The organism is Paraburkholderia dipogonis (assembly GCF_042680985.1).
Taxonomy (GTDB): domain Bacteria; phylum Pseudomonadota; class Gammaproteobacteria; order Burkholderiales; family Burkholderiaceae; genus Paraburkholderia; species Paraburkholderia phytofirmans.
This window is the reverse complement of the sequence record NZ_JBHUFR010000023.1, coordinates 132,273-157,895: the sequence shown is the minus strand read 5'-3', so window position 1 is coordinate 157,895 and position 25,623 is coordinate 132,273. Positions and strand designations below refer to the sequence as shown.

Sequence of the window (25,623 nt, the reverse complement as noted above, 5' to 3'; positions counted from 1 at the left end):
GCGTCGCGGCGGACTGCGTTGCGGCGCGCATGTGTTGCGATTCGGTGCTGCGGTTGGTTCGTGCGCCTCATGCGTGCGCCTTACTCGGGCACGTCATCATCGGCGTTCGGCGCACTGCGCCGACTCATACGTTAGCGCGCGAAAAACGTAATAGTATTGCAAAGTGCGTCACGCCATTGTCTGAACCTGACATGACATTCGCTCATTGCGACGGCGTGCCGGCGAACCATGTTTCGACTCGTCCGTAGAGATCGAGAAAGCGCTCATAGCGCTCGGCAAGCGCCGCATCGCCTCGCGGACTTGCGACACGCGTCGCGCCCGGCGCAAGCGCGGCAAGATCGCGCGCGTGCCAATGCCCGCTTGCAAGACCGCCGAGAATCGCCGCGCCACGCGGCGCCGCATTCGGACAATCGACTGCGTGCAACTCGACATTCAGCGCATCGGCGAGCAACTGGCGCCAGCGGGCGTCGACGGAACCGCCACCCGCCAGCTTCAATGCCGTCACCGTCGCGCCGCTCGCACGGATCGCGTCAAGGCCGGCACGCAGCGAGAACGCGACGCCTTCGAACGCGGCACGCATCATCGTGCCGCGCGTGTGATCGAGCGCGAGGCCGAGCCAGCCGCCGCGCGCCATCGGATTGAGCCAGGGCGTGCGTTCGCCGGTGAGGTACGGCAGGAACGTGAGGCCGGATGCGGCCGCTGTGTTCGCATTGGATGTGGTGGTCGCGTTCGTCGCATTCGTCGCGTCACCGAACGCGTCCCGATACGCATCGGCCCATTCATACGACAGCCACCCGCGCGTACGTTCGAGCGCGATGCCGACGTTCTGCATCGCCGCCATCCGATACCAGTGATCGCTCGCCGCGCGATAACGATGCAAGCCCTTGACCGCCGCGGGCGCGTGCTCGGCCAGCACGACGATTTGCCCGCCGGTGCCAGTGGTCAGCAACGCATCGCCATCGTGCGCGAGCCCGCTGCCGAGCGCGGCGCAAGGCGTGTCGGCCGCGCCGGTGGCGAGCACGATGCCAGCGCGCAAACCCAGCGCCCGCGCCGCGTTCTCCGACAACACACCACCCGCCGCATAGGACGGCGCCAGCGGCGCGAACCATTCGTGCGGAATCTCGAGCCGATCGAGCAGCGCCGCGTCCCACACGCCGGCCGGATCGGCGAGCGCGGTCGCGCAGGCGTCGGAGGGATCGGTCGCCACCGCGCCGCCCAGTGCGACGCGCAGCCAGTCTTTCGGCTGCAGCGCCCAGCGCGTGCGGCTCGCGGACTGCGGTTCGTGCAACACGATCCAGCGCAGCAACGGACCGGCCATGCCCGGCGCAACTGGATTCGGCTGCGGCTCGGGCCACGCGTCGAGCAAGGTCAGCGCGCGCGTGTCGGGCCACAGCATGGCGGGCCGCACGGCCTCGCCCGCTGCGTCGGTCAACACGACGCCGTGCATCTGCCCGGAAAAACCGATGGCCCGCACATCGCGACGCAAGCCCTCGGGCAAACGCGCGGCGGCTTCGCATAGCGCGCGCCACCACGTTTGCACCGATGTCTCCGCCCAACCCGCCTGCGGCGTTTCGATGGGATACGCGACGCTCGCCACCGCCTGCTCGCGAGCGTTTTCGTCGACGATTGCGACTTTGAGGGAACCGGTGCCGAGGTCGATGCCGAGAAAACTCATGGGCGATAGAGCGTCAAATTGAGGATGAATACGGGCACGCGAAAGCTGCCCGAAAAGCGTATTTTTCCGCATCGGCGCGGCGCTTGAAAAGCATGCCCAAACGCACGCCGAAAATCGCGAATCGCGGGTTAACCCGCCTGCGCCGCGAGTCACATCAAAACAGGACTATGCGGTGAGCGAGATACACCTCATTGATTCTCACACATATCGCGTCAATCCGGACTCGCGCGACGCACCGCCGCACATCGCCACTGCAAGGGGCTGACCGCCGATGGACCAGGTCCGCGCATTTCTTTTGGCTTTCAAAACGCCCCCACGCATATCGTCACCGGGAATGCCGGAATAGGCCCCAGTGGTCTTGTTGCGCTTTTTAGTCCCCGATACCTTGGAGCCATCCCAAAAACTCAGATGGTGGAGACAGACGATATGCAATCGAACACGGTTCACCCGTGCGACGAACGACTGCCCGCAGGCCAGTTGCTCACGCTCGGCATTCAGCACGTTCTGGTGATGTATGCCGGCGCCGTCGCAGTGCCGCTGATCATCGGCGCGGCGCTCAAGTTGCCGAAAGACCAGATCGCGTTCCTGATCAGCGCCGACCTGTTTTCCTGCGGCATCGCCACGTTGATTCAGACGCTCGGTCTGTGGATTTTCGGCATTCGTCTGCCGGTCATCATGGGTTGCACATTCGCGGCCGTCGGTCCGATGGTCGCGATCGGCACCAATCCCTCGCTCGGCATTCTCGATATTTTCGGCTCGACGATCGCGGCCGGTGTGGTCGGCATTCTGCTCGCGCCCGCGGTCGGCAAGCTGCTGCGGTTCTTCCCGCCGGTCGTGATCGGCGTGGTGATCTCGGTGATCGGTTTGTCGCTGATGGAAGTCGGCATCAACTGGGCGGCAGGCGGCGTGGGCAATCCTGATTACGGCAATCCGATCTATCTCGGCCTCTCGCTGATCGTGCTGATGCTGATTCTGTTGATCAACAAGTTCGCCAAGGGCTTCCTTGCCAATATCTCGGTGCTGCTCGGCATTGTCGCCGGCTTCGTGATCGCGCTGGCGATCGGCCGCGTCAACATGGAAGGCGTCACGCACGCGCCGTGGGTCGGCTTCGTCATGCCGTTCCACTTCGGCCTGCCGCACTTCGATCCGCTCTCGATCGCGACGATGGTCACCGTGATGTTCGTCACCTTCATCGAATCGACCGGCATGTTCCTCGCGGTCGGCGACATGGTGGACCGTCCGGTCGATCAGAAGACGCTGGTGCGCGGCTTGCGCGTCGACGGCCTGGGCACGTTGATCGGCGGTATCTTCAACTCGTTCCCGCATACCTCGTTCTCGCAGAACGTCGGCCTGATCGGCGTGACCGGCGTGAAAAGCCGCTTTGTCTGCGCGATGGGCGGCGTGATTCTGGTGCTGCTGGGCCTGTTCCCGAAGATGGCGCAAGTGGTCGCGTCAGTGCCGGCTTTCGTGCTCGGCGGCGCGGGCATCGTGATGTTCGGCATGGTCGCGGCAAACGGCATCAAGGTGCTGTCGAAGGTCGACTTCGTGAAGAATCACCACAACCTGTTCATCGTCGCGGTCAGTATCGGCCTGGGTCTCGTGCCGGTGGTGTCGCCGCATTTCTTCTCGAAGCTGCCGCCGGCGCTCTCGCCGCTGTTGCATAGCGGGATTCTGTTGGCGTCGGTGTCGGCTGTGGTGCTGAATCTGATCTTCAACGGCGTGAAGAGCGAGAAAAAAGCACAGTGCGAAATTCGCAGCGCCGGACATGATTTCGACGGACGCGGCGGCAACGAACCGCGCGGCGACGATATGCTGCGCGCAGTGGACGTGCACTGAGCGGCACACAACGCTTAGGGCGCTTGCGCGAACGAGAGATCACGCAAGCGCTGCGGATAAAAAAAACGCCACGGCGCAATTGCCGTGGCGTTTTTTTATGACGGGCCGCGCAGGACGGCTTTCCTGAAACTGAAACCCGCCCTACGCACCCGACGCTACATCGAGTCTCAACCCGCCGTGGCCGCCGAAGCCGCCACCGGCGCGCTTGCCGCACCGTAATCGACCGGTGCATCGGCCGGACGCGGCTGATCGCCGTTATGTTCAATCCAGCCGCCACCGAGTACCTGATACAACGTCACCAGGTTCTGCAGACGTTCCATGCGGGCCGTGACCAGCAACTGCTGCGATGAATACAGATCGGTCTGCGCGGTCAGCACGGTCAGATAGCTGTCGACACCGTTCGTATAACGCAGGTTCGACAGATCCAGCCGGCGCTGTTCGGCAAACGTATTGCGCTCCAGCGCCTGAATCTGCTGATCGTACGTGCCACGCGCTGCCAGAGCGTCCGCCACATCGCGGAAGGCCGACTGGATCGCTTTCTCATACGTGGCGATCTGGACTTTCTTCTGGATGTTGGCGAGATCGAGGTTGGCGAGATTCTGGCCGCCCTCGAAGATCGGCAGCGTGATCGACGGCGCGAAGCTCCACGCCGCCGAACCCGGCTTGAACAGACCGCCGAGCGACGGGCTGAGCGTGCCGAAGCTGCCGGTCAGCGAGACCTTCGGGAAGAACGCCGCGCGCGCCGCACCAATGTTCGCGTTGGCGGCCAGCAGATTTTCCTCGGCCTCCATGATGTCCGGACGGCGCGTCAGCAGGTCGGACGGCAGACCCGCCGGAATATCGGTCAGGAGGTTCTGGTTGTCCAGCGTCATGCCCGGAGGCAGATCGTCCGGCAACGGCTCGCCGATCAGCAGCACGAGCGCGTTATCCGCTTGCGCCCGCAGACGCATCTGCTGCTGCAGGTTGGCCTGAGCCTGCTCGACCACGGTTTGCGACTGACGCAGATCCAGCTCCGAACCGGTGCCGTTGTCGAACTGCAGCTTGGCGATCCGATACGATTCCTGCGAGGTCTTCAGCGTGTTCTGCGTGACTTTCAACAGATCGTCGAGCTCGAGCACGGTCATGTACTGGGTCGCGACCTGCGAGACCAGCGAGATTTCCGCCGCCTTGCGCGCCTGAGCCGTAGCCAGGTATTGCGCCAACGCCTGATCCTTCAGGCTCTGAATCCGCCCGAAGAAGTCGATTTCCCAAGACGCGTTCAGACCGACCGAATACGTGTTGGTGATCGTCTGCCCCGCGAATGACAGATTCTTCGGCGTACGTTGCTTGCTTTGCGAAGCCGCGGCTTCGAGCGTCGGCAGCAGACCGGCGCGAACGATGCGGTACTGCGCCGCCGACGCCTGCATGTTCAGCACCGACACGCGCAGATCGCGGTTGTTCTTCAGCGCGATCTCGATCAACCGCTGCATACGCGGATCGACGAAGAAATCGCGCCAGCCGATATCCACCGCGGCCTGGCCGTTCGCGCTGCGCGCGGCGTTCGTCACCCCGGGCTGCTGCTTGCCCGTCTGGGTCGCGTCGGTCTGGCTCGCGCCCGGCTGGGTCGCGCCCGGCTGCGTGTCGTACACGCCGCCGGTCGGGAAGGTGCTCGTCGTGGGCACCGCCGGGCGCTCGTACTTCGGCGCCATCGTGCAACCCGCGGCGAACAGCGCGACCGCCACTGCAATCAGAGAGTGTTTTTGCATCTCAATGTCCGTCCTTGCCCGAGCCTTCATCAGCCGACCCGCCCGCCGAACCGCCGCCTTGGCCGTCATGCGGATGGTGCTGGTTGTAGTGTGCGAGCGCCTCATCCGGGTCTTCCTTTTCGCCGCCGAATTTCGCGCGGATCACGACGAAGAACATCGGGATCATGAAAATGGCGAGGAAGGTCGCCGTCAACATCCCGCCGATCACGCCGGTACCGATCGCGTGCTGGCTGGCCGAACCCGCGCCGTTGCTGATCGCGAGCGGCATCACGCCGAGAATGAACGCGAGCGAGGTCATCAGAATCGGGCGCAACCGCAGACGCGCTGCTTCCAGCGCGGCCTCGATCGGCCCCATGCCTTCACCCTGCTGCAGCTCGCGGGCGAATTCCACGATCAGAATCGCGTTCTTCGCCGACAGACCCACCGTGGTCAACAGACCTACCTGGAAGAACACGTCGTTCTCGAGTCCGCGCAGCGTAGCGGCCAGCAGTGCGCCGATCACGCCGAGCGGCACCACCATGATCACCGAGAACGGGATCGACCAGCTTTCATACAGTGCCGCGAGACACAGGAACACGACGAGGATCGAGATGCCGTACAGAATCGGCGCCTGCGAACCCGACTGGCGTTCCTGCAGCGACAGACCCGTCCACTCGTAGCCCACGCCGGCCGGCAGCTTCGCCACGAGCGCTTCCATGGCCGTCATGGCTTGACCGGTCGACTTGCCCGGTGCCGCCGCACCCTGGATTTCCACCGCGGAAATACCGTTGTAGCGCTCCAGCTTCGGCGAACCGTAGGTCCACGTGCCGCTGGCGAACGACGAGAACGGCACCATGCCACCCGCGGTATTGCGCACGTACCACGCGTTCAGGTCTTCCGGCTTCATGCGGAACGGCGCGTCGCCTTGCAGATACACCTTCTTGATCCGGCCGTCCGTATCGAGGAAGTTGTTCACGTACTGCGACGCCCACGCGATCGAGAACGTCTGATCGATCGCGGACAGCGACACGCCGAGGGCCGAAGCCTTCTCGTGGTCGATATCCACCTTGAACTGCGGCGTGTCGTTCAGGCCGTTCGGACGCACCTGAGCCAGCGTCGGATCTTTCGCCGCCATGCCCAGCAACATATTGCGTGCTTCCATCAGCTTTTCGTGTCCGACGCCCGCGCGATCCTGCAATTCGAAGTCGAAACCCGCGGCCGTGCCGAGTTCAGGAATCGACGGCGGATTCACCGGATACACCAGCGCGTTCTTGTAGCTGCCGAAGTGCATGAAGAGACGGCCCACCAACGCCTGCACCTTCTGATCCGAGTGCTGACGTTGCGAGTAATCCTTCATCCGCACGAACACGAGACCCGCATTCTGGCCACGGCCGGCGAAGCTGAAGCCGTTCACGGTAAAGGTCGATTCGACGATGCTCTTCTCGGTATTGAGCAGATAGTCGGACACGTCCTTCAACGCGCGCGCCGTGGTTTCCTGCGTCGAGCCCGACGGCGTTTGCACCAGCACGAACATCGTGCCCTGGTCTTCGTCAGGCAGGAACGACTTGGGCAACTTCACGAACAGCAGGCCGACCGCGAAAATCACCACCATATAAATGATCAGCCAACGGCCCGAGCGCTTGATCACGTGGTGCACGCCCGAGTGATACTTGTCGCGGCTCTTGTTGAAGGTGCGGTTGAACCAGCCGAAGAAGCCGGTGGTTTTTTCCTGATGCCCCTGTTCGATCGGCTTGAGAATCGTCGCGCACAATGCCGGCGTCAGAATCAACGCAACCAGCACCGACAGCACCATGGCCGCCACGATCGTCAGCGAGAACTGCCGGTAAATTGCGCCGACCGAACCGCCCGAGAACGCCACCGGCACGAACACCGCCGACAGCACGAGCGCCACGCCGACCAGCGCGCCGGTAATCTGATCCATCGCCTTGCGGGTTGCATCTCGAGGCGATAAGCCCTCTTCCTGCATCACCCGCTCGACGTTTTCCACCACCACGATTGCATCGTCCACCAGCAAGCCGATTGCCAGCACGAGGCCGAACATGGACAGCGTGTTGATCGAGAAGCCGACCAGACCCATGATCGCGAACGTGCCCAGCAGCACCACCGGCACGGCGATCGTCGGGATCAGCGTGGCGCGCAGGTTCTGCAGGAACAGGTACATGACCAGGAACACCAGCACGATACCTTCGAGCAGCGTCTTGACCACTTCTTCGATCGACAGGCGCACGAACGGCGTGGTGTCGTACGGATACTTCACGACCAGACCGTGCGGGAAGTACTTCGACAGTTCATCGATCTTCGCGCGCACCGCCTTCGCGGTGGCCAGCGCGTTCGCGCCGGTAGCGAGCTGAATACCGAAGCCTGCCGTCGGCTGGCCGTTGTACTTGGTGTCGAAGTTGTAGTTTTCGCCGCCCAGCTCGATGCGGGCCACGTCCTTGATGCGGACACGCGAACCGTCCTGATTCACCTTCAGCAGCACGTTGCCGAACTGTTCAGGCGTATTGAGCAGCGTGGCTTCCGTGATGGTGGCCTGCAGCACCTGGCCCGGCACGGAAGGCGTGCCGCCGAGCGAACCGCCCGCGACCTGCACGTTCTGCGCTTGCAACGCGGTTTCGACGTCCACCGGCGTGAGGCCGAAGTTGGTCAGCTTGTTCGCGTCCAGCCAGATCCGCATGGCGTACTGCGAACCGAACAGCGTCACCGTGCCCACGCCGTCGATACGGCTGACCGGATCCTGAATGTTCGACGCGACGTAGTTCGCCAGGTCGTACTTGTTCATGCTGCCGTCTTCGGACACGAACGCCATGACCAGCAAGAAGCTGCTGCTCGACTTCGTGACCTTGGTGCCCAACTGCTGCACGGCTTGCGGCAGGAGCGGCGTGGCGAGCTGCAGCTTGTTCTGCACCTGCACCTGCGCGATGTCAGGATTGGTGCCGGCCGCGAACGTCAGCGTGATGGTTGCCGTACCCGAGTCGTCCGAGGTGGACGACAGATACAGCAAGTGGTCGAGACCACTCATCTGCTGCTCGATCACCTGCGTGACGGTGTTTTCCACCGTCTTCGCCGATGCGCCCGGGTACGTCGCGCTGATCTGCACGGCCGGCGGCGCGATGGTCGGGTACTGCGCGATCGGCAACGTAAAGACCGACGCGATACCCGCGAGCATCAGAATAATGGCGATCACCCATGCAAAAATCGGGCGATCAATAAAGAACTTTGCCATGAGGCGGGCTCCCTGTTATTACGCGCCCGATGCAGCGGAGGCAGGTTGTGCCGTCTGCGCAGCACCGCTGGCGGCCGGCGCGCTCTGAGCAGCAGCGCCGGAAGCGGGTGTGGCGGGAAGTTGCGCGGCAACGGTCTTGACCTGCATGCCGGGCTTCGCCTTGTCGGTGCCCTGCACGATCACGCGGTCGCCCGGCTTCAGGCCGCTTTCGACAACCCAGTTCGAACCGTACGTGCCCGACGTGACCAGCTGACGCAACGCCACCTTATTGTCGTCACCGACGACCAGCGCGGTCGGCTGACCCTTCTGATCGTGCGTGATGCCGACTTGCGGTACGACGAGCGCATTCTCGTTGACGCCTTCTTCGATGCGCGCGCGCACGAACATGCCCGGCAGCAGCACCTTGTCCGCGTTCTTGAAGATCGCGCGCACGGTCACCGAACCGGTACCCTGATCGACCGTCACGTCGGTGAACTGCAGCTTGCCCTTCTCCGAATAGGTGCGGCCGTCTTCGAGAATCAGCGACACCCTGGCGGCGTCCGGACCCGTGGTCTTCAGGCGCCCTTCCTGCATGTCGCGGCGCAGCTTCAGCCCGTCGAGGCTCGATTGCGTCAGGTCCACATAGACCGGATCCAATGTCTGCACGGTCGCCATCAACGTGGCGGCGCTTGCCTGCACGTACGCGCCCGGCGTGACCTGCGAGATGCCGACCTGACCGCTCACCGGCGAAACCACATCCGTGTAGCCGAGGTTGATCTGCGCCGTGTCGACCGCCGCCTTGCCCGCGGCGACGTCAGCCGCGGCCTGGCCTTCCGAAGCCACCGCGTTGTCGTAGTCCTGCTTGCTGACCGCGTTGGCGGCAACCAGCACCTTGTAGCGATTGGCCTGCGCCGTGGTCGACACGAGGTTGGCCTGCGCCTTCGCCAGGCTTGCCTTCGCGTTGTTCAGCGTGGCGATGTACGGCGCCGGATCGATCTTGTACAGACGTTGACCCGCTTTGACCTGGCCGCCTTCCGTAAACTCGCGGCGCAACACGATGCCGTCGACCCGCGCGCGCACTTGCGCGACGAGGAAGGCACTGGTGCGGCCGGGCAATTCGGTGACGACGGGCACGGCCGTCGGCTGAACGGTGACGACGCCGACTTCCGGCGTCTGTTGCGGCGGGGCAGATTGTTTTGGTCCGCACGCTGCCAGCAATACGGCAGCCGTCGCGGCACTGATTAAGCGGAATGGAACCCGTTCGACGCGCATGGAGCGACCTCTGTCAAAGACTGAGAATGAAAAAGTGCGCGCATCCCTACCCCGGGGACGACAGCGCACACATGCGTCTTGCGACGCCTGACCGGACACCCGCGGACGCACACCGAACCTGCAGGGCATCCTGAGCGAAATGCGCCATACCGGGGAAATGCCGCACGGCGCCGCCCGTCCGGGCACGGCGCGAAGAGCGTTTTGAAAGGCAACAGTGACGGATATTAACGTGTCGTCACGGCTTGGGCTATCCGATCGTGGGATGCTATTATATATACATTCACGAATGCATGTATAAGTGCGTTCATTCTCTTGCTGGCCGGGGGGGCTTGCAAGATTGCTTCAGAATTCGCTCAACCGCAGACGGATTGTCATCGGGCGTACTTAAAAACGCTCGGGAAAACCCCACAATCAGGGCAGGTCAATTCCAACATGGTCAGAAGAACCAAAGAAGAGGCGCAGGAGACGCGCAACAGTATCCTTGACGCGGCTGAACGGGTCTTCTTCGAGAAAGGCGTATCGCGCACGTCGCTTGCCGACATCGCGCAGGCCGCCGGTGTCACGCGCGGTGCGATCTACTGGCACTTCGCGCATAAAAGCGATCTGTTCACTGAAATGTTCGACCGCGTGCTTTTGCCGCTGGACGAACTCAAAGCCGCCTCGCAAGATCCCAACGAGCCCGATCCGCTCGGACGTCTGATGGAAATCTGCACGGTCTGTCTACGCGACACCGCCAACGATCCGCGTCGCCGGCGCGTGTTCGACATCCTGTTTCTGAAATGCGAGCTGGTCGAGGAAATGGGCCCGGTGATGGTCCGCTATCAAACCAACATGCGCGAAGGGCTTCAGAAAATACAAGGCGGTCTGCGCAATGCCATCTCCAAAGGACAACTGCCCGCGGATCTGAACACGAAGCTGGCGGCCGCGATGGTGCATGCCTTTGTCAGCGGTTCGCTGCGCGACATGCTGTTTTTGCCCGACGCCACGGATTTCGGCGCCCATGCCCTGCAGATGGTCGAAGGCATGTTCGACGCGCTGAAGCTGAGCCCTGCGTTGCGCAATGGGCATGCGCAGCGGAGCGGCGGCGGTTAGCCGATCGCCTGACGAAAGCGATCGACGCAAAAAAGGCGGACGGGTGCGCGACCCGCCGCCTTGGTTTCACGCGCGGCATGCGTGATGTCGCATTCTCTACTTGGTTTGTCCCGCCGAGCCGTAGCGCCGCATTCTTATATAGCAGCGCTGGACGCCTCCACCGTCCGCGCTTTCTTTACGCCGCGGCCCGCGTCGCCCTTGCCTTCTGATTCGAAGCATAGATATTGCCCCGCTCCAACGGCGTCCCACTCTGCAACGCCGCGAGCCACTCGTCCGTGCTCGCCACCGCCGCGAAACGCGACTGCAGCACCACGCTGAACACCCGGTGGATGTCCTGCGCGCTGGCGAAACCCGCGCTGTTCTCATACGGCACCGAACCCGTCGCGTCGTGCAGGAATTCGACGGTCAGCCCCGAGTGAACCGCGTGGTTGATGGTCGACGCGTCGCAGTTGTGTGTCATGTAGCCGGTCACCGTCAGTGTGTCGATTTGACGCGCGGCGAGCCAGTCGGCGAGATCGGTGCCGGTGAAAGCGCTGGGCAGCGACTTTTCCACGTAATGATCGCGAGCGCGCTCGCCCACCACGGGATGCAGCTCCGCCTCGCTGCTGCCACGCGCGAACAACGGCGAGCTGGCCGGCGCGAAGTTCTGCACGACCACCACCGGCACGCCGGCGGCCTGCGCCGCATCCATCGCGCGGCCGATGTTGGCGAGCGAGCTTTGTACGTCCGGGTATTCGATCGGCAGATCGCCGGTCACGTATTCGTTCTGCACGTCGATGACGATCAGCGCACGGCGCGGTGTGGTCATGGCAAGATTCCTCGGTCAGGTAAAGGGGGTGCGGCCGGCTCCGGTTTGGACTCGGAACGAGCAGCGGCGATGACTGCATTGTTCCCTCGCGGCCAACTTCCCGACAGCGACCCGAATGACAAGATTCGCTAGAATCGGGCCATCGTCGGAATTCGAGGTGACTGATGGCCACGCCCGTTTCTGCTTCTGCTTCTGCTTCTGCTTCTGCTTCTGCTTCTGCTTCTGCTTCTGCTTCTGCTTCCGCTTCCTCTGTCGCGACACGCGGCGAACCGCTGCGCCACATCGTCGCGGTGGTCGCGTTCGACCGCATCAGTCCATTCCATCTTTCGGTGCCCTGCGTGGTGTTCGGCGAAGACCGCAGCGGCGGCGGCGTGCCGGAGTTCGACTTCCGCGTCTGCGCGGCCGAAACGGGCGCGCTGACCACCACCGCCGGCTTTTCGATCGCCGTCACGCATGGACTCGAAGCGCTCGCCGATGCGGACACGATCATCGTGCCGAGTTGGCGCGACCCAGCCGAAACACCGCCCGCCGCGCTGCTCGACGCGCTGCGCGCCGCCCACGCGCGCGGCGCGCAACTGGTCGGGCTTTGCCTCGGCGCGTTCGTGCTGGCGGCCGCCGGCATCCTCGACGACCGTCCGGCGTCGACGCACTGGGCGTGGGCCGACGACTTCGCGCGCCGCTACCCGCGCGTGCGCCTCGACCCGAACGTGCTCTATGTCGACGACGGCAATGTGCTGACCTCGGCCGGCACCGCCGCCGGCCTCGACTGCTGTCTGCATGTGATGCGCAAGCTGTGCGGCGCCGAAGTGGCGAATCACGTCGCGCGTCGGCTGGTGGTGCCGCCGCATCGGCAAGGCGGCCAGGCGCAATACGTTCAGCAACCGATGCCGCCGAATGTGCGCGGCGACCGGCTGTCGGGTCTGCTCGATTGGGTGAGCGGCAATCTGACGTTGCCGCATACGCTCGACACGCTGGCCGGGCGCGCGCTGATGAGCCGCCGTACCTTCACGCGACGCTTCCGGCTCGCCACGGGCACCACTGTCGGTGCATGGCTGCTGGCGCAGCGGCTCGCTCGCGCGCAGCAATTGCTGGAGAGCACCGACGAGTCGGTGGAAGCGATCGCGGGCATCGCGGGCTTCGGCTCGACCGCTTCGTTACGGCAACATTTCGCGGAGGCGTTCCGCACGTCGCCGTCGGCATGGCGACGGGAATTTCGCGGCGTGTGAGGGTGAGTGTGAAGACGCGCGCGCCTGTACTCAGCCGACGACGTTTCGTAGCACGCCACCAGGATTTCGTAGTCGCATCGGCGCGACAGCGGCGCTAACCACCGCTCGCGCCACAACTACGACAGACACCATCAGACTCAATGCTCGCTGATCCAGCGCGCGACATACAGCAGTAGCGCGACCAGAAAGATCATCGCGGCCCAGGCCCAGTTCGGGACCGCATGCGGACTCGGCTCGTGATGCGGGACCCCATGCGATACACCATGCGCGGCTCCATGCGAAGCGCTGGCCGCGCGCCCGGGCAGCGCATTGCCGTGATCCGAGCGCACGCGCCGCGCCATATTGCCGAGCGTGATCGGCCGCAGGAACACATGCTGGCGGCGCGCCGCCGAACCGCGCGCGCGATTCGGACCTTGCCCATGCTTGGCGCGCACGACAGCCTCGAACTCGGTGAAAAAGTCGTCGGCCAATTGATGCAGCGCGTTTTCGAGTTGCCGCGTCGGCAGTTCGGCAAGCGGGCCGGACGAGGTCGCCCAGATGGTGTAATCGATCCGCGTACCGCGCTCTCTATCGGCGCCGTGCGCGCTTTCGTCCGCGCGCAAGCGTATTTCGATCTGACCGCGCAAGGCGCCGATGCCTTCGGCGCGGGCTTTGAAGTTGATGGTGCGGCGCTGCGCGTCCGCCGGACCCGAATCCTGGCCGGCCACGTGGGCACGCGCCTGGTAGCGCGCGCGCAGTGGACCGAGCGGCACGGTCATGATCAATTCGTATTCGCCGTGCGCGAGGCGCGTGAACGACTCGCAGTTGTCGAGGCTGGCGCGCAGCAGCGCAAGATCCTGCAACGCCTCCCAGACGTCCGATGCGCCAAGCGGAATCCGTAACGCGTCGTTCAGTTCCATGGCAGCCTCCCCGATGAACGCGCGACAGCGGGATCAGGACGTCTGATCGATGCGGTCGACACGCGAAGCGTAAAACGCGAGATACCCTTTGATCTGCATCGCCGACTCGAGCGGCGTTTCGTAACTCCACACGGCGTTCTCGATCAGCCCGTCTTCCGTGCGCAGATGGAAGTACGACGCGTCGCCCTTGAACGGACAGTGCGTGGTGTGCGACGAGCGCTCGAGCCTGGCCATGTTCACGTCCGAACGCGGGAAATAGAACACGTCCGGCAGACCGGTTTCCGACAGTGTCAGCCCCGCCTGCGTATCGGCCATGGTCACACCGCCGTGGATCATCCGCACCCGGTGAGTGTTGCCGGTGATCGCGATGGTGTGCCCGCCCGTGCTCGCGCCTGAGCTCCCGTGAGGTGTCAAGGCATCGCTCATGTCTCGGCTCCGTGATGGTGTGCGGTCATGCAAACAGAAAAGCCACGGGGGTACCCGTGGCTTCATTATCGGCCAAAGTCCGGCCGATTGCGCAACCTTCCTGCGCGGAGTGCGGCGCTGGCCACATCACCGCCCAGAACGGCGCCCGGCTTACTGCGTGTTCCAGTAGAAGGCGGCCCTCGCGGTGCCCTTGGCCGGCACCGTTACCGGTTTTGACTGGTCGCGGTCCTTGTACTGCGCATGCACCGTATAGCGGCCCGGGCGCAGTTTCACCAGCATATACGGCCCGCGCGACGTGGTGCTCAGCACCTCACCGTTATGCGCATCGACCACGCGCACATGAACGTCGGCGAGAAAGTCGGAACCCGGGCCCGTGAAGCGCAGCGACAGCGGCCACTGGCTTTGCGCCTGCTGCAGTGCCTTCGATTCGTCGAGACCGACGCCGCCCGACACGAACGAGACGTCGCCTTGCTGCTGGATTTGCGGCAGGCCGCCGCCGTTGGCGTTGCCCGCGCTGGATTGATCGGTGGTCGTGCCGCCGGTCGTTTCGCTTGCCTGCTGTGCGTATGCGCCACCCGCCAGACCGAGCGTGAGCGCTGCGGCAACCGCGGCGGCTACGATCCTTCGCTGATTGCGTTGGGTTTTCATCGGTTCGCTCCTTGTTGAGGTCCTATGCCTGCTTATCCGGTCCCGCAATGGGCCCGGATCAAGGCAGACGCAACCTGCGTGCCAAGCCGCCGGCTGCGTCAATGGAAACCGCCATGCGCCACGCCGTGTGGCGCACAGCGCTCTTCTTCGATGCAAAGGTCCAAATAAAAATTGCCGGTCCGCTGGCAGTAAATGCAACGGACCGGCAAGCATTACTTCGATTCGCGATGAGATCAGCCGCAACGTCGGTCAAACTTCCAACCGCTCGAGCGACTGCGCCGTCCGCCGCGCGCGACTCGTCAGCCGAGATCGACCGGCACGAAGATCTGCGCGTTGTCGCGCTGAATCAGCAACGCGATGCTGTTGCCGGCACCGGCGATCATCTGCTTCAGTTGATCGACGCTCGAAATGGGCCGGCCGTTGACCGCGAGAATCACGTCGCCCGGTTGAATGCCGGCGCTTTCCGCCGCGCCGCCCGATTGCTGCACCAGCAGACCGTGCGAGACCGACGCGCCGCTCTTCTCTTCCGGCGTCAGCGGCCGCACCGCCACGCCGAGCCGGCCTTGCAACTGGGTCGGCTGATCGGCCTTGTCCAAGGCGACCTTCGCATCAGCCAACGAGCCGATGGTCACCTTCAGGTCCTTGGTGGCCTTGTCGCGCCAGACCTGCACGGTCGCCGAAGTACCCGGCGCCAGGCCCGCGACCTGCGCCGGCAGATCGGCCGAGTCACCAACAGGTTCGCCGTTCACCGACAGGATCACGTCGCCAGGCTGCAAACCGCCCTTGGCCGCCGGGCCGCCCGGATCGACCGAGCTGACTAGCGCGCCTTGCGGCTTCTGCATGCCGAACGAATTGGCGAGCGTCTGATTCATGCCCTGCACCGCGACGCCCAGGCGTCCACGGCTCACGTGGCCGGTCTTGACGATGTCGTCCTTGACCTTGATCGCCTCATTGATCGGGATGGCGAACGAAAGGCCCTGGAAGCCGCCCGTCTGCGAGTAGATCATCGAGTTGATACCGATCACTTCGCCTTGCAGATTGAAGAGCGGGCCACCGGAATTGCCCGGATTCACCGGCACGTCGGTCTGAATGAACGGCGTGTAGTTCTCGTTAGGCAGCGAGCGCGACTTCGCGCTGATGATGCCCGAGGTCACCGTGTTATCGAAACCGTAAGGCGAGCCGATCGCGACGACCCACTGGCCGACCTTGCTCTGGCGCGGATCGCCGATCTTCACGGTCGGCAGGTTGCTCGCGTCGATCTTCAGCACGGCGACGTCGGACTGCTTGTCGGCGCCGACCACCTTCGCCTTGAATTCGCGCTTGTCGGTCAGCTTCACGGTGACGACGTTCGCGCCGTCCACCACGTGCGCATTGGTCAGGATGTAGCCGTCATTGCTGACGATGAATCCCGAGCCCAGGCTCGCGCTCGGCTGATCGGGCGCATCGCCGCCGTCGCCGCCTTGCATGCCCGGCATGCCGCCGAAGAAGTGCTTGTAGAACTGGTAGAACGGATCGCTCGGATCGATCGGCAACTGATTGCCGCCGCCGTTGCCATTGCCCGGATTGCCGCGCAGCGCCGTCTGCTTGACGACGTGCTTCGCGCTGATGTTCACCACGGCCGGGCCGTAAGTTTCGACGAGGCCCGAGAAGTCGGGAATGCCGGTTTTGGCGGCGGCTTCAGCGGGCATCATCGCGGCTTGCGCCGGCGAGATGACCTGCGGCGCGGGCACGTCGCGATGCCCCGCTACATAGCCGGCGGAAAGCGCTACGGCGACAGCGATTGCAACAGCGCTGCGGGACAAGGTTTTCGCGTTCATCGTGTACTCCTGACTGGGAGAAAGAGACTTTGGATGTCTCGAAGCGTACGGGGCATCGCTTAAAAGAGTCTTAAGCAGCGACAGATCCGCTTCCATCCAGTTATTTAGGCTTGTTTAAGCCTTGTTTAAGTCTCTTTACGAACAGAAAGCCTTGCCTTCAAAAGCGCACGCTGACCTGCAAGCCGCCCGCGGGTGATTCGTCGAGCGATACGGCCGCATGATGCTGCACGGCGATGCGGCGCACGATCGCCAGACCGAGGCCGCTGCCCGCCACATCGGTGCGAGCGCGATTCGCGCCTGCGCCCGCGCGATAGAAACGGTCGAACACGCGATCGCGTTCGGCCGGTTCGATCCCCGGTCCGCTGTCGGCGATCCGCACGACCGGGTGCCCTTCTTCGACATGCAGCCCGACGTCCACACGTCCGCCGCGCGGCGTGTATTTGGTTGCGTTATCCACGAGGTTGTTGAACATCACACGCAGCGCGTCGGCGTCGCCGATCACGGTGGCGGATTCCGTTGCCTCGATGCCGAGATCGACGCCGCGATCGAGCGCAAGCGGCGCGTAAGCCACCACGCAATCCTGCAGCAGCGCGCGCAGATCGATCGCGTCGGTGGCGGCGAGGCCGTCCGGTTCGGAACGCGCGAGCGCCAGCAGTTGTTCGGCAAGACGTGTAGCGCGCGTCACGCCGGCTTGCAGATCGGCGAGCGCTTCACTGCGGCCACTGTCGTCTTTCGCGCGCGCCACGAGTTGCGCCTGAATCTGCACGGCGGCGAGCGGTGTGCGCAATTCATGCGCGGCGTCGGCGACAAAGGCTTTCTGAATGTCGAGCGCGGTCGCGAGCCGTTCGAGCAGTCCGTTCAGCGCGCGCACGAGCGGCTGCACTTCGAGCGGCAGGCGTTGGTCCGGCAAGGGATCGAGCGCCTCGGGATGACGCGCGTCGAGCGCCGTCGTCACGCGCCGCAACGGCCTCAAACCGCGACCGATCACCACCCATACCGCGAGTCCGAGCAACGGCAGCAGCACGATCAACGGCCACAGCGTACGCAACGCGACATTCGCGGCGAGCCGGTTGCGCACGGAAACCGGCTGCGCCAGCTGCACCACGTTATCGCCGACGATCGCGCCATACACGCGCCACTCGCCGCGATCCGTGTGCTCGGTCGAAAAGCCGAGTTCGGCACGCGGCGCGAGCGGCGCACGCGGACGCGAGTAGTACATCAGCACGCCGTTGCGATTCCAGATTTGCAGCACGATGCCTTCGTCGCCGGTGTCGCGCGAACCGAGCACTTGCGAGAACGGTTCCGACGGCAGCGCCGCGGCGATCTGCTCCAACTGGTAATCGAAAAGTTCGTTGGCTTCGGCAAGCGCTTGCCGGTAGATCAGCCAACCCGCGATGCCGACGCCGAGCAGCACCAGCGCCAGCAGCCAGACCAGCAATTGACGGCGAATCGAACGCATGAGTTCAGGCGTCCTTCGCGATCATGTAGCCCAGACCGCGCACGTTGCGGATCAGCTCCGCGCCGAGTTTTTTGCGCAGCGCGTGAATGTAGACCTCGACGGTGTTGCTGCCGATCTCCTCGCCCCAGCCGTACATTTTTTCTTCGAGCTGGCTCTTCGAGAGCACGGCGCCAGGACGCGCGAGCAGCGCCTCGAGCAGTGCGAATTCACGCGCCGACAACGCGACCGGCGCGCCGTCGAGCGTGACCTGATGCGAGGCCGGATCGAGCGTCAGGTTGCCGTGCCGGATGGTCGAATCGCTGCGTCCGGACTGACGCCGGATCAGCGCGCGCATGCGAGCGCCGAGTTCGTCGAGATCGAAAGGTTTGACGAGGTAATCGTCGGCGCCGGCATCGAGGCCTTTGACACGATCCGCCACGGCGTCGCGCGCGGTCACGATCAATACCGGCAGCGCGTGGCCGCGCGCGCGCAGCGTGCGCAGCACGTCGAGACCGTCGCGTTTGGGCAGCCCCAGGTCGAGCAACACGAGATCGTAAGGCTGGCTGCCTGCCGCGCTGAGCGCCGCTTCGCCGTCTTCCACCCAGTCGACCGCGAAGCCTTCGCCGCGCAGCGCTTTGCGCACGCCTTCAGCAATCATCCGGTCGTCTTCGACTAGCAAGATGCGCATGGTTATCCGTTCCGAATCGTTCGATGATGCCGCATTCTAGCGCCCGCTCCCCGCCTACGCGCCGCGTGGCGCATTTTCCACCGCAGCCTGGCGGCAACTCTCTACAATGGGCGCTTTGCTTCGCGCGGCCGGCGTTTTCGTCCACGCGCCAACGCGATCCATCGGCGCCGCCTTGGGTCGCCGCGTGCCCCACGCCCTGACATTCTGCTTTTTCGCCCGTTCATGACGCACGCATTTCTGGTTTCTCTTGCACGCCGCATCACACATGTACATCGTGTCGCGCTGCGTGCGCGATCCGCTTCTGCTTCCGCCGCTACGAGAACGCATACGGCGTGGTCCGCTGGCGCGGCTAGCGCCGCTTCGACCACGGCCACCACTTCCGCTATGCATCTGCCGCGCCGCTTCGCGCCGCGCGCCTCGGCCTGGCTGCTCGCCTGCGCCGCGCTCGGCTTTGCCGCATCGCTGCCGCTCGCCGCGCAGGCTCGCGTCAAGGCCACGCGTCCAAGCGTCAACGTCACTACCGTCTTGCCGCAATCGGTGATGCTCGGCTTGCAGCGCGCGCACGTGCCGTTGTCGTCGATCAGTGTGGTCGTGGAGAAAGTAGGCGATCGCACGCCGATCCTCGCGCTGAACGCCGGCAAGCCGATGATGCCCGCCTCGACGATGAAACTCGTCACCACCTACTCGGGCCTGTCGATACTCGGCCCCGACTACCGGTGGCGCACTAGCGCCTACGCGGACGGCACCATCGACGCCAACGGCGTGCTGCACGGCAATCTCTACATTCAGGGCACAGGCGATCCGAAGCTCGTGCCGGAAGAACTGATCGACCTCGTGCAGAAGATCCACAAGGCGGGCATCAACGGTATCGACGGCGGGCTGGTGCTCGACAAGCGCTACTTCGATCCGTCCACGCGCGACCTGCCGCCCTTCGACGACGACACCACCGCGCCGTACAACGTCGGTCCCGATCCGCTGCTGTATGCATTCAAGTCGCTGTCGTTCACGCTGACGCCGTCGCCCGACGGCAGCGTGGCGATCGACGTGCTGCCCGCGCTCGCGCAGTTGCAGATCGACAACCAGATGCACGCGGTGAACGGCCCGTGCCGCGGCGACGCGGCCTCGGTGTCGCCCACCGTCACACCGCAGCCGAACGGCACCGTCGTGGCCTCGTTCAGCGGCGACTATTCGATGCGTTGCGGCCCGCGCACGATCAACGTCGCGGTACTCGACCACTCGGCGTTTTTCGCGGGCGGTTTTCTCGCGCTATGGCAGCAAACCGGCGGCACGTTCAGCGGCGCGACGCGCGAAGGCGCGGTGCCCGTCGGCGCCAAACTGGTCGCGACGCACCAGGGGCCGGTGCTATCCGACATCGTTCGCGACATCAACAAGTTCAGCAACAACACGATGGCGCGCAACCTGTTCCTGACGATCGGCGCCGCCGAGGAAAAGGGGCCCGCGACAACCGCCAAATCGGCGCGCGCAATTCAGGCGTTTCTGCGCCGCGACAGCGTCGACATGGAATATCTGACGCTCGACAACGGCTCGGGCCTGTCGCGCGAAGAGCATGTCACCGCGCTCTCGCTCGCTGATCTACTGCAGCGAGCCAACGCGAGTCCGGTCGCGCAGGTGTTCGTGGAGTCGCTGCCGATCGCGGGCGTCGACGGCACCATGCGAAACCGCTTGACCAACCAGGGCGCGGGCGGCAATGCGCACATCAAGACGGGCACCTTGCGCGACGTCCGCGCAATTGCGGGCTACGTGGCTTCGGCGGATGGTAACAGTTACGTGGTGGTCAGCCTGATCAACGATCCGCATTCGGAAGCCGCGCGCGCCGCGCACGATGCGCTGCTCGAATGGGTGTATCAAGGACCGTCGCAGGGCTTCACCAAGGTGTCCGATCCGGTCGTCGAATCACGCGGCATCAAGCCCAGGAAAAACCCGCACAAGCGCGGCGCTCACTGAGTGTTCCTTCTAGCGAAGCCGCGCGCGGCGACGTGCTCAAGCGTGTACGCTGTCGGGCAGTGTTCGAGGCGCGCGTAATACGCTGAAAGTGGCGCCGGGCCTGTGCATCGGCTACGGTCCCGCTCGAACAAAAACGACAACATCCGCTGCGCACAGCGCGGCGGCCAGGGACCACGGAGGAAGACACGATGCAATTCGATGCCGAATTGCTGCTGCTCGCCATGGCGCCAGTCTTTCTCGCATGCATCGGCTGGGAGGCGTGGCACCTGCGGCGCACGCGGCCGGGCGCGCAACTCTATAGCTGGCGCGACACGTTCTGCAACGCCGCGCTCGCATTGATGCAACAAGCCGCCGACAAGCTCGCGTGGCTCGCCATCATTCCGGTCTACGCGTTCTTCTACGATCACTATCGCCTCTACACATGGCAGGCGAGCTGGGTCTCGTTCGTCGTGCTGTTTATCGCGCAGGATTTGCTCTACTACGTGTTCCATCGTTGCAGTCATCGCGTGCGCTGGTTGTGGGCCGCGCATGTCGTGCATCACTCGTCGGAGCGCATGAATTTTTCGACCGCGTTCCGCCAGAGCCTGATGTATCCAATCGCCGGCATGTGGCTGTTCTGGACGCCGCTCGCCGTGCTCGGTTTTCCGCCCAAGCAGATCGTCGCGATCGTGCTGATCAATCTCGGCTTTCAGTTTTTCGTGCATACGCAGGCCATCGGCAAACTCGGCTGGCTCGAATACGTGTTCAATACGCCGTCGATCCATCGCGTGCATCACGCGCGCAACGACCGCTATATCGACCGCAACTATGCCGGCGTGCTGGTGATCTGGGATCGCCTGTTCGGCAGCTACGTCGAGGAGGATTCGCGCGATGCGCCGGTCTACGGCATTGTCGAACCGCTTCACACTTACAACCCGCTGAAGGCGACGTTTCACGAATGGGCGTCGATGGCGGTCGACTTCGCGAGCGTGCGCGGCTGGCGCAACAAACTGCGCGCGCTGTTTGCGCCGCCCGCGTGGGCGGCGGATTATCATGCGCGGCGCGCTGCCGGTTCTGCGGGAGCACGCTTCGATTCAGGTGAAAATCCGGGCGAGGCAATGCGCGTGAAGCAAGACCATACGGCCGCGTTTCAAACACCACGCAGGCCGTAGAAGATTCTGTAAGCTGTCGTCACGCCGCCTAAGCGGTGGGCGCTGCCTGCAACACATGGCATAAGGGCCACACATACGAGGAGATGTCGTCAACATGAAGCAAACAGCATCGCGGAAACAACATTGGCTGCGTGTCACGCAGATCGCCATGGCCAGCACGGCATTCGCTCTGCTCGCGGCTTGCGGCGGGGGTAGCGACAATAACAACAACGCGAGCAGCACGCCCGCAGGCGGAGTCAAATTGCAGGTCGTGTCGTTCGGCGACAGCCTGTCGGATGTCGGCACGTATTCGCCGGTCATTCAAGGCAGCTTCGGCGGCGGCCGCTTCACTACGAACCCGGGTGAAGTGTGGACCCAGAAGGTCGCGGAATACTACGGCGACACGTTGACGCCGGCGTACCTCGGCGGCTTCGGCCAGCCGCTGGTCGCAGCGGGTGGCTTGGGCTACGCGCAAGGCGGCTCGGACGTCGTCAACGCCCAAGGCCAGGGTTGGGCGCCCAACAACATGGCCGCGACGACCGTTCCGGTCGTGACACAGGTGGCCAACTACCTGGGCGCGCATACGAGCTTCAACGCGAACCAACTGGTGCTGATCAACGGCGGCGCGAACGACATCTTCCAGTTCGCGGGCACCACCGCCAATCTGACAGCGCTCGGCGCCGCGCTGCAAACGCAGTACCCGCTGCTCGTGCAGGCCGGCAAACTGCCGAACTCACAGGCCGGTCAGGTGGCGTTTATCGTCGGCTACCTGCAGCAGCTGGCCAACCCGCAGATCGCGCAGGCCGCCACGCAGCTTGCCGCGCAAGTCCAGAAGATCGTCAACTCGGGCGCGACTCACGTGGTCGTTTCGACGGTGCCGGACATCGGCAACACGCCGCTCGGCGTCGCCGCCAACGCAAGCACGCCCGGCTCGGCTGCACTGCTGTCCGGCATTACCGCCGCGTATAACTATCTGCTGGTGCAGAACCTGACGGCCCTCGGCCTGGTGGGTACGGGCAAGGTCATCGTGGCCGACGCGTTCACCTGGATCGATCAGCAATTGCCGAACTATCAGGCGCTGGGCTTCACGGTGTCGAACACCGGCACGGCGTGTAACCTGACGTCGATGCAGAACAACGCAACCGCGTACGCCACGGCCAATCCGAGCGCAACGAACGGGCTGACGCCGGCTCAGTACGGCGCCCAGTTCGGTTCGTCGCTGTTCTGCTCGCCGCAGACTTATACGGTGGCTGGCGCTGACCAGACCTATATGTTCGCGGACACGGTGCACCCGAGCACGCATTTGCACGCGCTGTTCGCGCAGTACGTGCAGCAGCAGATCGCTGCTACGGGGTTGGGGAAATAATCAGGCAACACGTTGCAGGCAAAACGGCGGATCGAGGCTCGATCCGCCGTTTTTCTTTGCTGGGTTGAATGAGAGTTCCGGCGGCTGATGCAGCCGGGCACTGCCGGCACTACCCCTGTGCTTCGAACGCTGCGGCCGCCCGGCCAAGCCGGTCATTGACCGCGATCCACTCGATCGTATCCGGCAGCTTTTCGATCAGAATCCGCGTCACGTTCGCGCGATCCAGCGCCCGCAGCAAACCATACAGTTCGCGCGCGTAGACATGCGGATCTTCAGGCGCGGCGATAAAATGCACGCCTTGGGCGTCTGCCCAATGTCCGGCTCGCGACGCACGCGCCACCAGCGCCACGCGCTCATCCGCTTGCCGCGCGGCAAGCAAAGGCTCCAGCGCGACGAAAGGCAACAGCGCCAACGGCGTGCGCGGCGCGTAATGCGCCTTCAACGTGCCCGAAGCCCGCGGCGCGGTCGCGTCCGAGCCGTCGGGCAAGCGCGGCGCCTCGCCGAGCACGTCGGCGATATCTTGCGGTGTCACACGCCCCGGCCTCAACAACGCCGGGAAGCCGCGCGACAAATCCAGAATGGTCGATTCGATACCGACATCCGACGCGCCGCCGTCCAGTACGTAAATCGCGCCGCCGAACTCGTCGCGCACATGTTGCGCCGTGGTCGGGCTCACATGTCCAAACCGGTTCGCCGACGGCGCCGCAACACCGCCATGTCCGCCTCGCAACGCGTTAAACGCATCGAGCAAGGCTTGCGCAACGGGATGCGACGGGCAGCGCAATCCCACCGAATCCTGACCGCCGCTCACCGCCGCGGGAATACGCGCGGCGCGCTTCAGGATCAGCGTGAGCGGGCCCGGCCAGAACGCGTCGATCAACCGCTGCGCTTCCGCAGGCAAATGCTCGACCCAGTAGTTCGGGTCGCCCTGCGGCGCGAGATGCACGATCACCGGATGATTCGCCGGCCTGCCCTTCGCCGCGTAAATACGAGCGACCGCATCGGGACTCTCGGCGTCGCCGCCGAGACCGTAGACCGTCTCCGTGGGAAACGCGACCAGATCGCCCGCGTCGAGCAGCGCCGCCGCGTGTTCGATCTGCCCGGCGCTCACAGGCAATGCGCCTTCGGCGTGTTTCTGTTGATCCGGCATGGTGCTCGTGTCAGCTCGTGATGATGTGCAGAAGCCGCGCGCAATCGCGACCGGCCGTGCGCGCTTCTTCGAGCGTTGGCGCCGTGAAATTCACGTGGCCCATCTTGCGGCCGCACCGTGCCTCTTCCTTGCCGTACAGATGCAGACGCGCTGCCGGCATGGCGGCGACTTCGTGCCACGGCGGCGTGACCGCCGCGCGCTTCGGGCCGTCCGGGAACCACACATCGCCGAGAATGTTCAGCATGACAGCGGGCGAATGCTGGCGCGTGTCGCCTAGCGGCATACAGGTCATGGCGCGCACCTGCTGTTCGAACTGGCTGGTCGCGCAGGCGTCGACCGTGTAGTGGCCGGAATTGTGGGGGCGCGGCGCCATTTCATTGGCCACCAGCGAACCGTCTTCGAGAATGAAGAACTCGACACACAGCACGCCCACGTAACCGAGCTTGTCGGCGATTTGCAGCGCAGCCTGTTGCGCCTGCTGGACGAGCGTGGCGCTCGCATCCGGCGCCGGGACGATGGTGTGCGACAGCACGCCGTCGCGATGCGTGTTCTGCGCAAGCGGATAGACCACCGACGCGCCGCTCGCCGCCCGCGCGATCAGCGCGGACACTTCGAACTTCAACGGCAAGCGCTTTTCCAGCACGCACGGCACGCCCGCGAGCGAAGCATGCGCCTCGCGCACTTCCTCAGCGTTGCGCACGCGAATCTGGCCTTTGCCGTCGTAGCCCATGCGGGCGGTCTTGAGAATACCCGGCAGCACGGCTTCGAGCTTCGCGTCGTCGAGCGCGGCCAGCGCATCCGACGATTCGATCACCACGTGCGGCGCGACCGTCACGCCCGACGACGCAATGAAGCGTTTCTCCGCAATACGGTCCTGCGCCACGGCGACGCAGCGCCCGGCCGGGCTCACGAACGTAGTCCGCGCGAGGAAGTCGAGGCTCGCGGCCGGCACGTTCTCGAATTCGGTCGACACCGCCGCGCACAGCCGCGCGAGTTCGGTCAGCGACGCTTCGTCGTCGTAAGGCGCGCGCAAATGGCGATCGGCGACGGTGCCCGCCGGACTGTTTTCGTCCGGATCGAGCACGGCGACGCGGTAGCCCATGGCCTGAGCGGCAAAACAGAACATGCGGCCGAGCTGGCCGCCACCGACCATGCCAAGCCATGCGCCGGGCAGAATCGGTGAAACCGGTGTGTTGTCTGGGTTCATCTTAGTGGTCGGTCGCGGCCGGGTGCTCTGTGC

19 protein-coding genes are annotated in these 25,623 nt (G+C 64.4%); 6 read left to right on the top strand and 13 right to left on the bottom strand.

Annotation, left to right across the window (positions count from 1 at the left end; all coding sequences use genetic code 11):
• Positions 1-202 precede the first annotated feature (202 nt).
• On the bottom strand, positions 203-1,675 hold the full coding sequence (locus tag ACFSNN_RS29285) for a xylulokinase (protein ID WP_134457924.1): 1,473 nt from the start codon (positions 1,673-1,675) through the stop codon (positions 203-205).
• A 426-nt stretch (positions 1,676-2,101) separates the two neighbouring features.
• Here ACFSNN_RS29285 and ACFSNN_RS29280 point away from each other — a divergent pair, with 426 nt between their 5' ends.
• Positions 2,102-3,511, top strand: a complete 1,410-nt coding sequence (locus ACFSNN_RS29280) for a nucleobase:cation symporter-2 family protein (RefSeq protein WP_134457923.1) — start codon at positions 2,102-2,104, stop codon at positions 3,509-3,511.
• 167 nt (positions 3,512-3,678) lie between these two features.
• On the opposite strand, the gene ACFSNN_RS29275 is transcribed toward ACFSNN_RS29280, so the two are convergent.
• The 3 genes from ACFSNN_RS29275 to ACFSNN_RS29265 are packed head-to-tail and all read right to left on the bottom strand — an operon-like array spanning position 3,679 to position 9,730.
• Positions 3,679-5,256: an efflux transporter outer membrane subunit gene (locus tag ACFSNN_RS29275; RefSeq protein ID WP_134457922.1), complete on the bottom strand. Its 1,578-nt coding sequence runs from the start codon at positions 5,254-5,256 to the stop codon at positions 3,679-3,681.
• A gap of 1 nt (position 5,257) precedes the next feature.
• Positions 5,258-8,479: an efflux RND transporter permease subunit gene (locus ACFSNN_RS29270; protein WP_134457921.1), complete on the bottom strand. Its 3,222-nt coding sequence runs from the start codon at positions 8,477-8,479 to the stop codon at positions 5,258-5,260.
• An 18-nt stretch (positions 8,480-8,497) separates the two neighbouring features.
• On the bottom strand, positions 8,498-9,730 hold the full coding sequence (locus ACFSNN_RS29265; RefSeq protein WP_134457920.1) for an efflux RND transporter periplasmic adaptor subunit: 1,233 nt from the start codon (positions 9,728-9,730) through the stop codon (positions 8,498-8,500).
• Positions 9,731-10,162: 432 nt separating this feature from the next.
• Here ACFSNN_RS29265 and ACFSNN_RS29260 point away from each other — a divergent pair, with 432 nt between their 5' ends.
• Positions 10,163-10,822, top strand: coding sequence for a TetR family transcriptional regulator (locus ACFSNN_RS29260; protein WP_134459112.1), 660 nt, complete (start codon positions 10,163-10,165; stop codon positions 10,820-10,822).
• A 175-nt stretch (positions 10,823-10,997) separates the two neighbouring features.
• Here ACFSNN_RS29260 and ACFSNN_RS29255 read toward each other — a convergent pair whose 3' ends face one another.
• Positions 10,998-11,630: a cysteine hydrolase family protein gene (locus tag ACFSNN_RS29255; RefSeq protein ID WP_134457919.1), complete on the bottom strand. Its 633-nt coding sequence runs from the start codon at positions 11,628-11,630 to the stop codon at positions 10,998-11,000.
• A 164-nt stretch (positions 11,631-11,794) separates the two neighbouring features.
• On the opposite strand from ACFSNN_RS29255, the gene ACFSNN_RS29250 reads away from it, so the two are divergent.
• Entirely contained in the window at positions 11,795-12,856 is a 1,062-nt protein-coding gene (locus ACFSNN_RS29250; protein WP_244322813.1) for a helix-turn-helix domain-containing protein, read from the top strand.
• Between the two features lie 137 nt (positions 12,857-12,993).
• Here the strand turns inward: ACFSNN_RS29250 and ACFSNN_RS29245 are convergent, their stop codons facing one another.
• From ACFSNN_RS29245 to ACFSNN_RS29220, 6 genes are all read right to left on the bottom strand, one after another.
• Positions 12,994-13,755 (bottom strand): CoxG family protein, encoded by a 762-nt coding sequence (locus ACFSNN_RS29245; protein WP_134457917.1) that lies wholly within the window; start codon positions 13,753-13,755, stop codon positions 12,994-12,996.
• Between the two features lie 33 nt (positions 13,756-13,788).
• A complete protein-coding gene (locus tag ACFSNN_RS29240; protein WP_012434224.1) occupies positions 13,789-14,181 on the bottom strand; it encodes a DUF427 domain-containing protein in 393 nt (130 codons plus the stop codon).
• Between the two features lie 150 nt (positions 14,182-14,331).
• Positions 14,332-14,829: a carboxypeptidase-like regulatory domain-containing protein gene (locus tag ACFSNN_RS29235; RefSeq protein WP_134457916.1), complete on the bottom strand. Its 498-nt coding sequence runs from the start codon at positions 14,827-14,829 to the stop codon at positions 14,332-14,334.
• A 299-nt stretch (positions 14,830-15,128) separates the two neighbouring features.
• Positions 15,129-16,646: a DegQ family serine endoprotease gene (locus ACFSNN_RS29230; protein ID WP_134457915.1), complete on the bottom strand. Its 1,518-nt coding sequence runs from the start codon at positions 16,644-16,646 to the stop codon at positions 15,129-15,131.
• 157 nt (positions 16,647-16,803) lie between these two features.
• On the bottom strand, positions 16,804-18,105 hold the full coding sequence (locus tag ACFSNN_RS29225) for an ATP-binding protein (protein ID WP_134457914.1): 1,302 nt from the start codon (positions 18,103-18,105) through the stop codon (positions 16,804-16,806).
• A gap of 4 nt (positions 18,106-18,109) precedes the next feature.
• Positions 18,110-18,772, bottom strand: a complete 663-nt coding sequence (locus ACFSNN_RS29220; protein ID WP_012434228.1) for a response regulator — start codon at positions 18,770-18,772, stop codon at positions 18,110-18,112.
• A gap of 222 nt (positions 18,773-18,994) precedes the next feature.
• Between ACFSNN_RS29220 and dacB the strand changes: the two genes are divergently transcribed.
• From dacB to ACFSNN_RS29205, 3 genes are all read left to right on the top strand, one after another.
• The gene (gene dacB / locus ACFSNN_RS29215; protein ID WP_134457913.1) at positions 18,995-20,737 is read left to right on the top strand and encodes a D-alanyl-D-alanine carboxypeptidase/D-alanyl-D-alanine endopeptidase; all 1,743 of its coding nucleotides are present in this window, start codon (positions 18,995-18,997) and stop codon (positions 20,735-20,737) included.
• A gap of 188 nt (positions 20,738-20,925) precedes the next feature.
• A complete protein-coding gene (locus ACFSNN_RS29210) occupies positions 20,926-21,888 on the top strand; it encodes a sterol desaturase family protein (protein WP_134457912.1) in 963 nt (320 codons plus the stop codon).
• 94 nt (positions 21,889-21,982) lie between these two features.
• The gene (locus ACFSNN_RS29205; RefSeq protein WP_134457911.1) at positions 21,983-23,233 is read left to right on the top strand and encodes an SGNH/GDSL hydrolase family protein; all 1,251 of its coding nucleotides are present in this window, start codon (positions 21,983-21,985) and stop codon (positions 23,231-23,233) included.
• Between the two features lie 109 nt (positions 23,234-23,342).
• Here ACFSNN_RS29205 and ACFSNN_RS29200 read toward each other — a convergent pair whose 3' ends face one another.
• On the bottom strand, positions 23,343-24,383 hold the full coding sequence (locus tag ACFSNN_RS29200) for an L-threonylcarbamoyladenylate synthase (RefSeq protein WP_134457910.1): 1,041 nt from the start codon (positions 24,381-24,383) through the stop codon (positions 23,343-23,345).
• Positions 24,384-24,393: 10 nt separating this feature from the next.
• Entirely contained in the window at positions 24,394-25,590 is a 1,197-nt protein-coding gene (locus ACFSNN_RS29195) for a 5-(carboxyamino)imidazole ribonucleotide synthase (RefSeq protein ID WP_134457909.1), read from the bottom strand.
• Positions 25,591-25,623: the final 33 nt, after the last annotated feature.

Excerpts from the sequence above, each read along its gene's own strand:
- ACFSNN_RS29285 (WP_134457924.1), bottom strand. The coding sequence starts at position 1,675 with ATGAGTTTTCTCGGCATCGACCTCGGCACCGGTTCCCTCAAAGTCGCA.
- ACFSNN_RS29280 (WP_134457923.1), top strand. The coding sequence starts at position 2,102 with ATGCAATCGAACACGGTTCACCCGTGCGACGAACGACTGCCCGCAGGC.
- ACFSNN_RS29275 (WP_134457922.1), bottom strand. The coding sequence starts at position 5,256 with ATGCAAAAACACTCTCTGATTGCAGTGGCGGTCGCGCTGTTCGCCGCG.
- ACFSNN_RS29270 (WP_134457921.1), bottom strand. The coding sequence starts at position 8,479 with ATGGCAAAGTTCTTTATTGATCGCCCGATTTTTGCATGGGTGATCGCC.
- ACFSNN_RS29265 (WP_134457920.1), bottom strand. The coding sequence starts at position 9,730 with ATGCGCGTCGAACGGGTTCCATTCCGCTTAATCAGTGCCGCGACGGCT.
- ACFSNN_RS29260 (WP_134459112.1), top strand. The coding sequence starts at position 10,163 with ATGGTCAGAAGAACCAAAGAAGAGGCGCAGGAGACGCGCAACAGTATC.
- ACFSNN_RS29255 (WP_134457919.1), bottom strand. The coding sequence starts at position 11,630 with ATGACCACACCGCGCCGTGCGCTGATCGTCATCGACGTGCAGAACGAA.
- ACFSNN_RS29250 (WP_244322813.1), top strand. The coding sequence starts at position 11,795 with ATGGCCACGCCCGTTTCTGCTTCTGCTTCTGCTTCTGCTTCTGCTTCT.
- ACFSNN_RS29245 (WP_134457917.1), bottom strand. The coding sequence starts at position 13,755 with ATGGAACTGAACGACGCGTTACGGATTCCGCTTGGCGCATCGGACGTC.
- ACFSNN_RS29240 (WP_012434224.1), bottom strand. The coding sequence starts at position 14,181 with ATGAGCGATGCCTTGACACCTCACGGGAGCTCAGGCGCGAGCACGGGC.
- ACFSNN_RS29235 (WP_134457916.1), bottom strand. The coding sequence starts at position 14,829 with ATGAAAACCCAACGCAATCAGCGAAGGATCGTAGCCGCCGCGGTTGCC.
- ACFSNN_RS29230 (WP_134457915.1), bottom strand. The coding sequence starts at position 16,646 with ATGAACGCGAAAACCTTGTCCCGCAGCGCTGTTGCAATCGCTGTCGCC.
- ACFSNN_RS29225 (WP_134457914.1), bottom strand. The coding sequence starts at position 18,105 with ATGCGTTCGATTCGCCGTCAATTGCTGGTCTGGCTGCTGGCGCTGGTG.
- ACFSNN_RS29220 (WP_012434228.1), bottom strand. The coding sequence starts at position 18,772 with ATGCGCATCTTGCTAGTCGAAGACGACCGGATGATTGCTGAAGGCGTG.
- dacB (WP_134457913.1), top strand. The coding sequence starts at position 18,995 with ATGACGCACGCATTTCTGGTTTCTCTTGCACGCCGCATCACACATGTA.
- ACFSNN_RS29210 (WP_134457912.1), top strand. The coding sequence starts at position 20,926 with ATGCAATTCGATGCCGAATTGCTGCTGCTCGCCATGGCGCCAGTCTTT.
- ACFSNN_RS29205 (WP_134457911.1), top strand. The coding sequence starts at position 21,983 with ATGAAGCAAACAGCATCGCGGAAACAACATTGGCTGCGTGTCACGCAG.
- ACFSNN_RS29200 (WP_134457910.1), bottom strand. The coding sequence starts at position 24,383 with ATGCCGGATCAACAGAAACACGCCGAAGGCGCATTGCCTGTGAGCGCC.
- ACFSNN_RS29195 (WP_134457909.1), bottom strand. The coding sequence starts at position 25,590 with ATGAACCCAGACAACACACCGGTTTCACCGATTCTGCCCGGCGCATGG.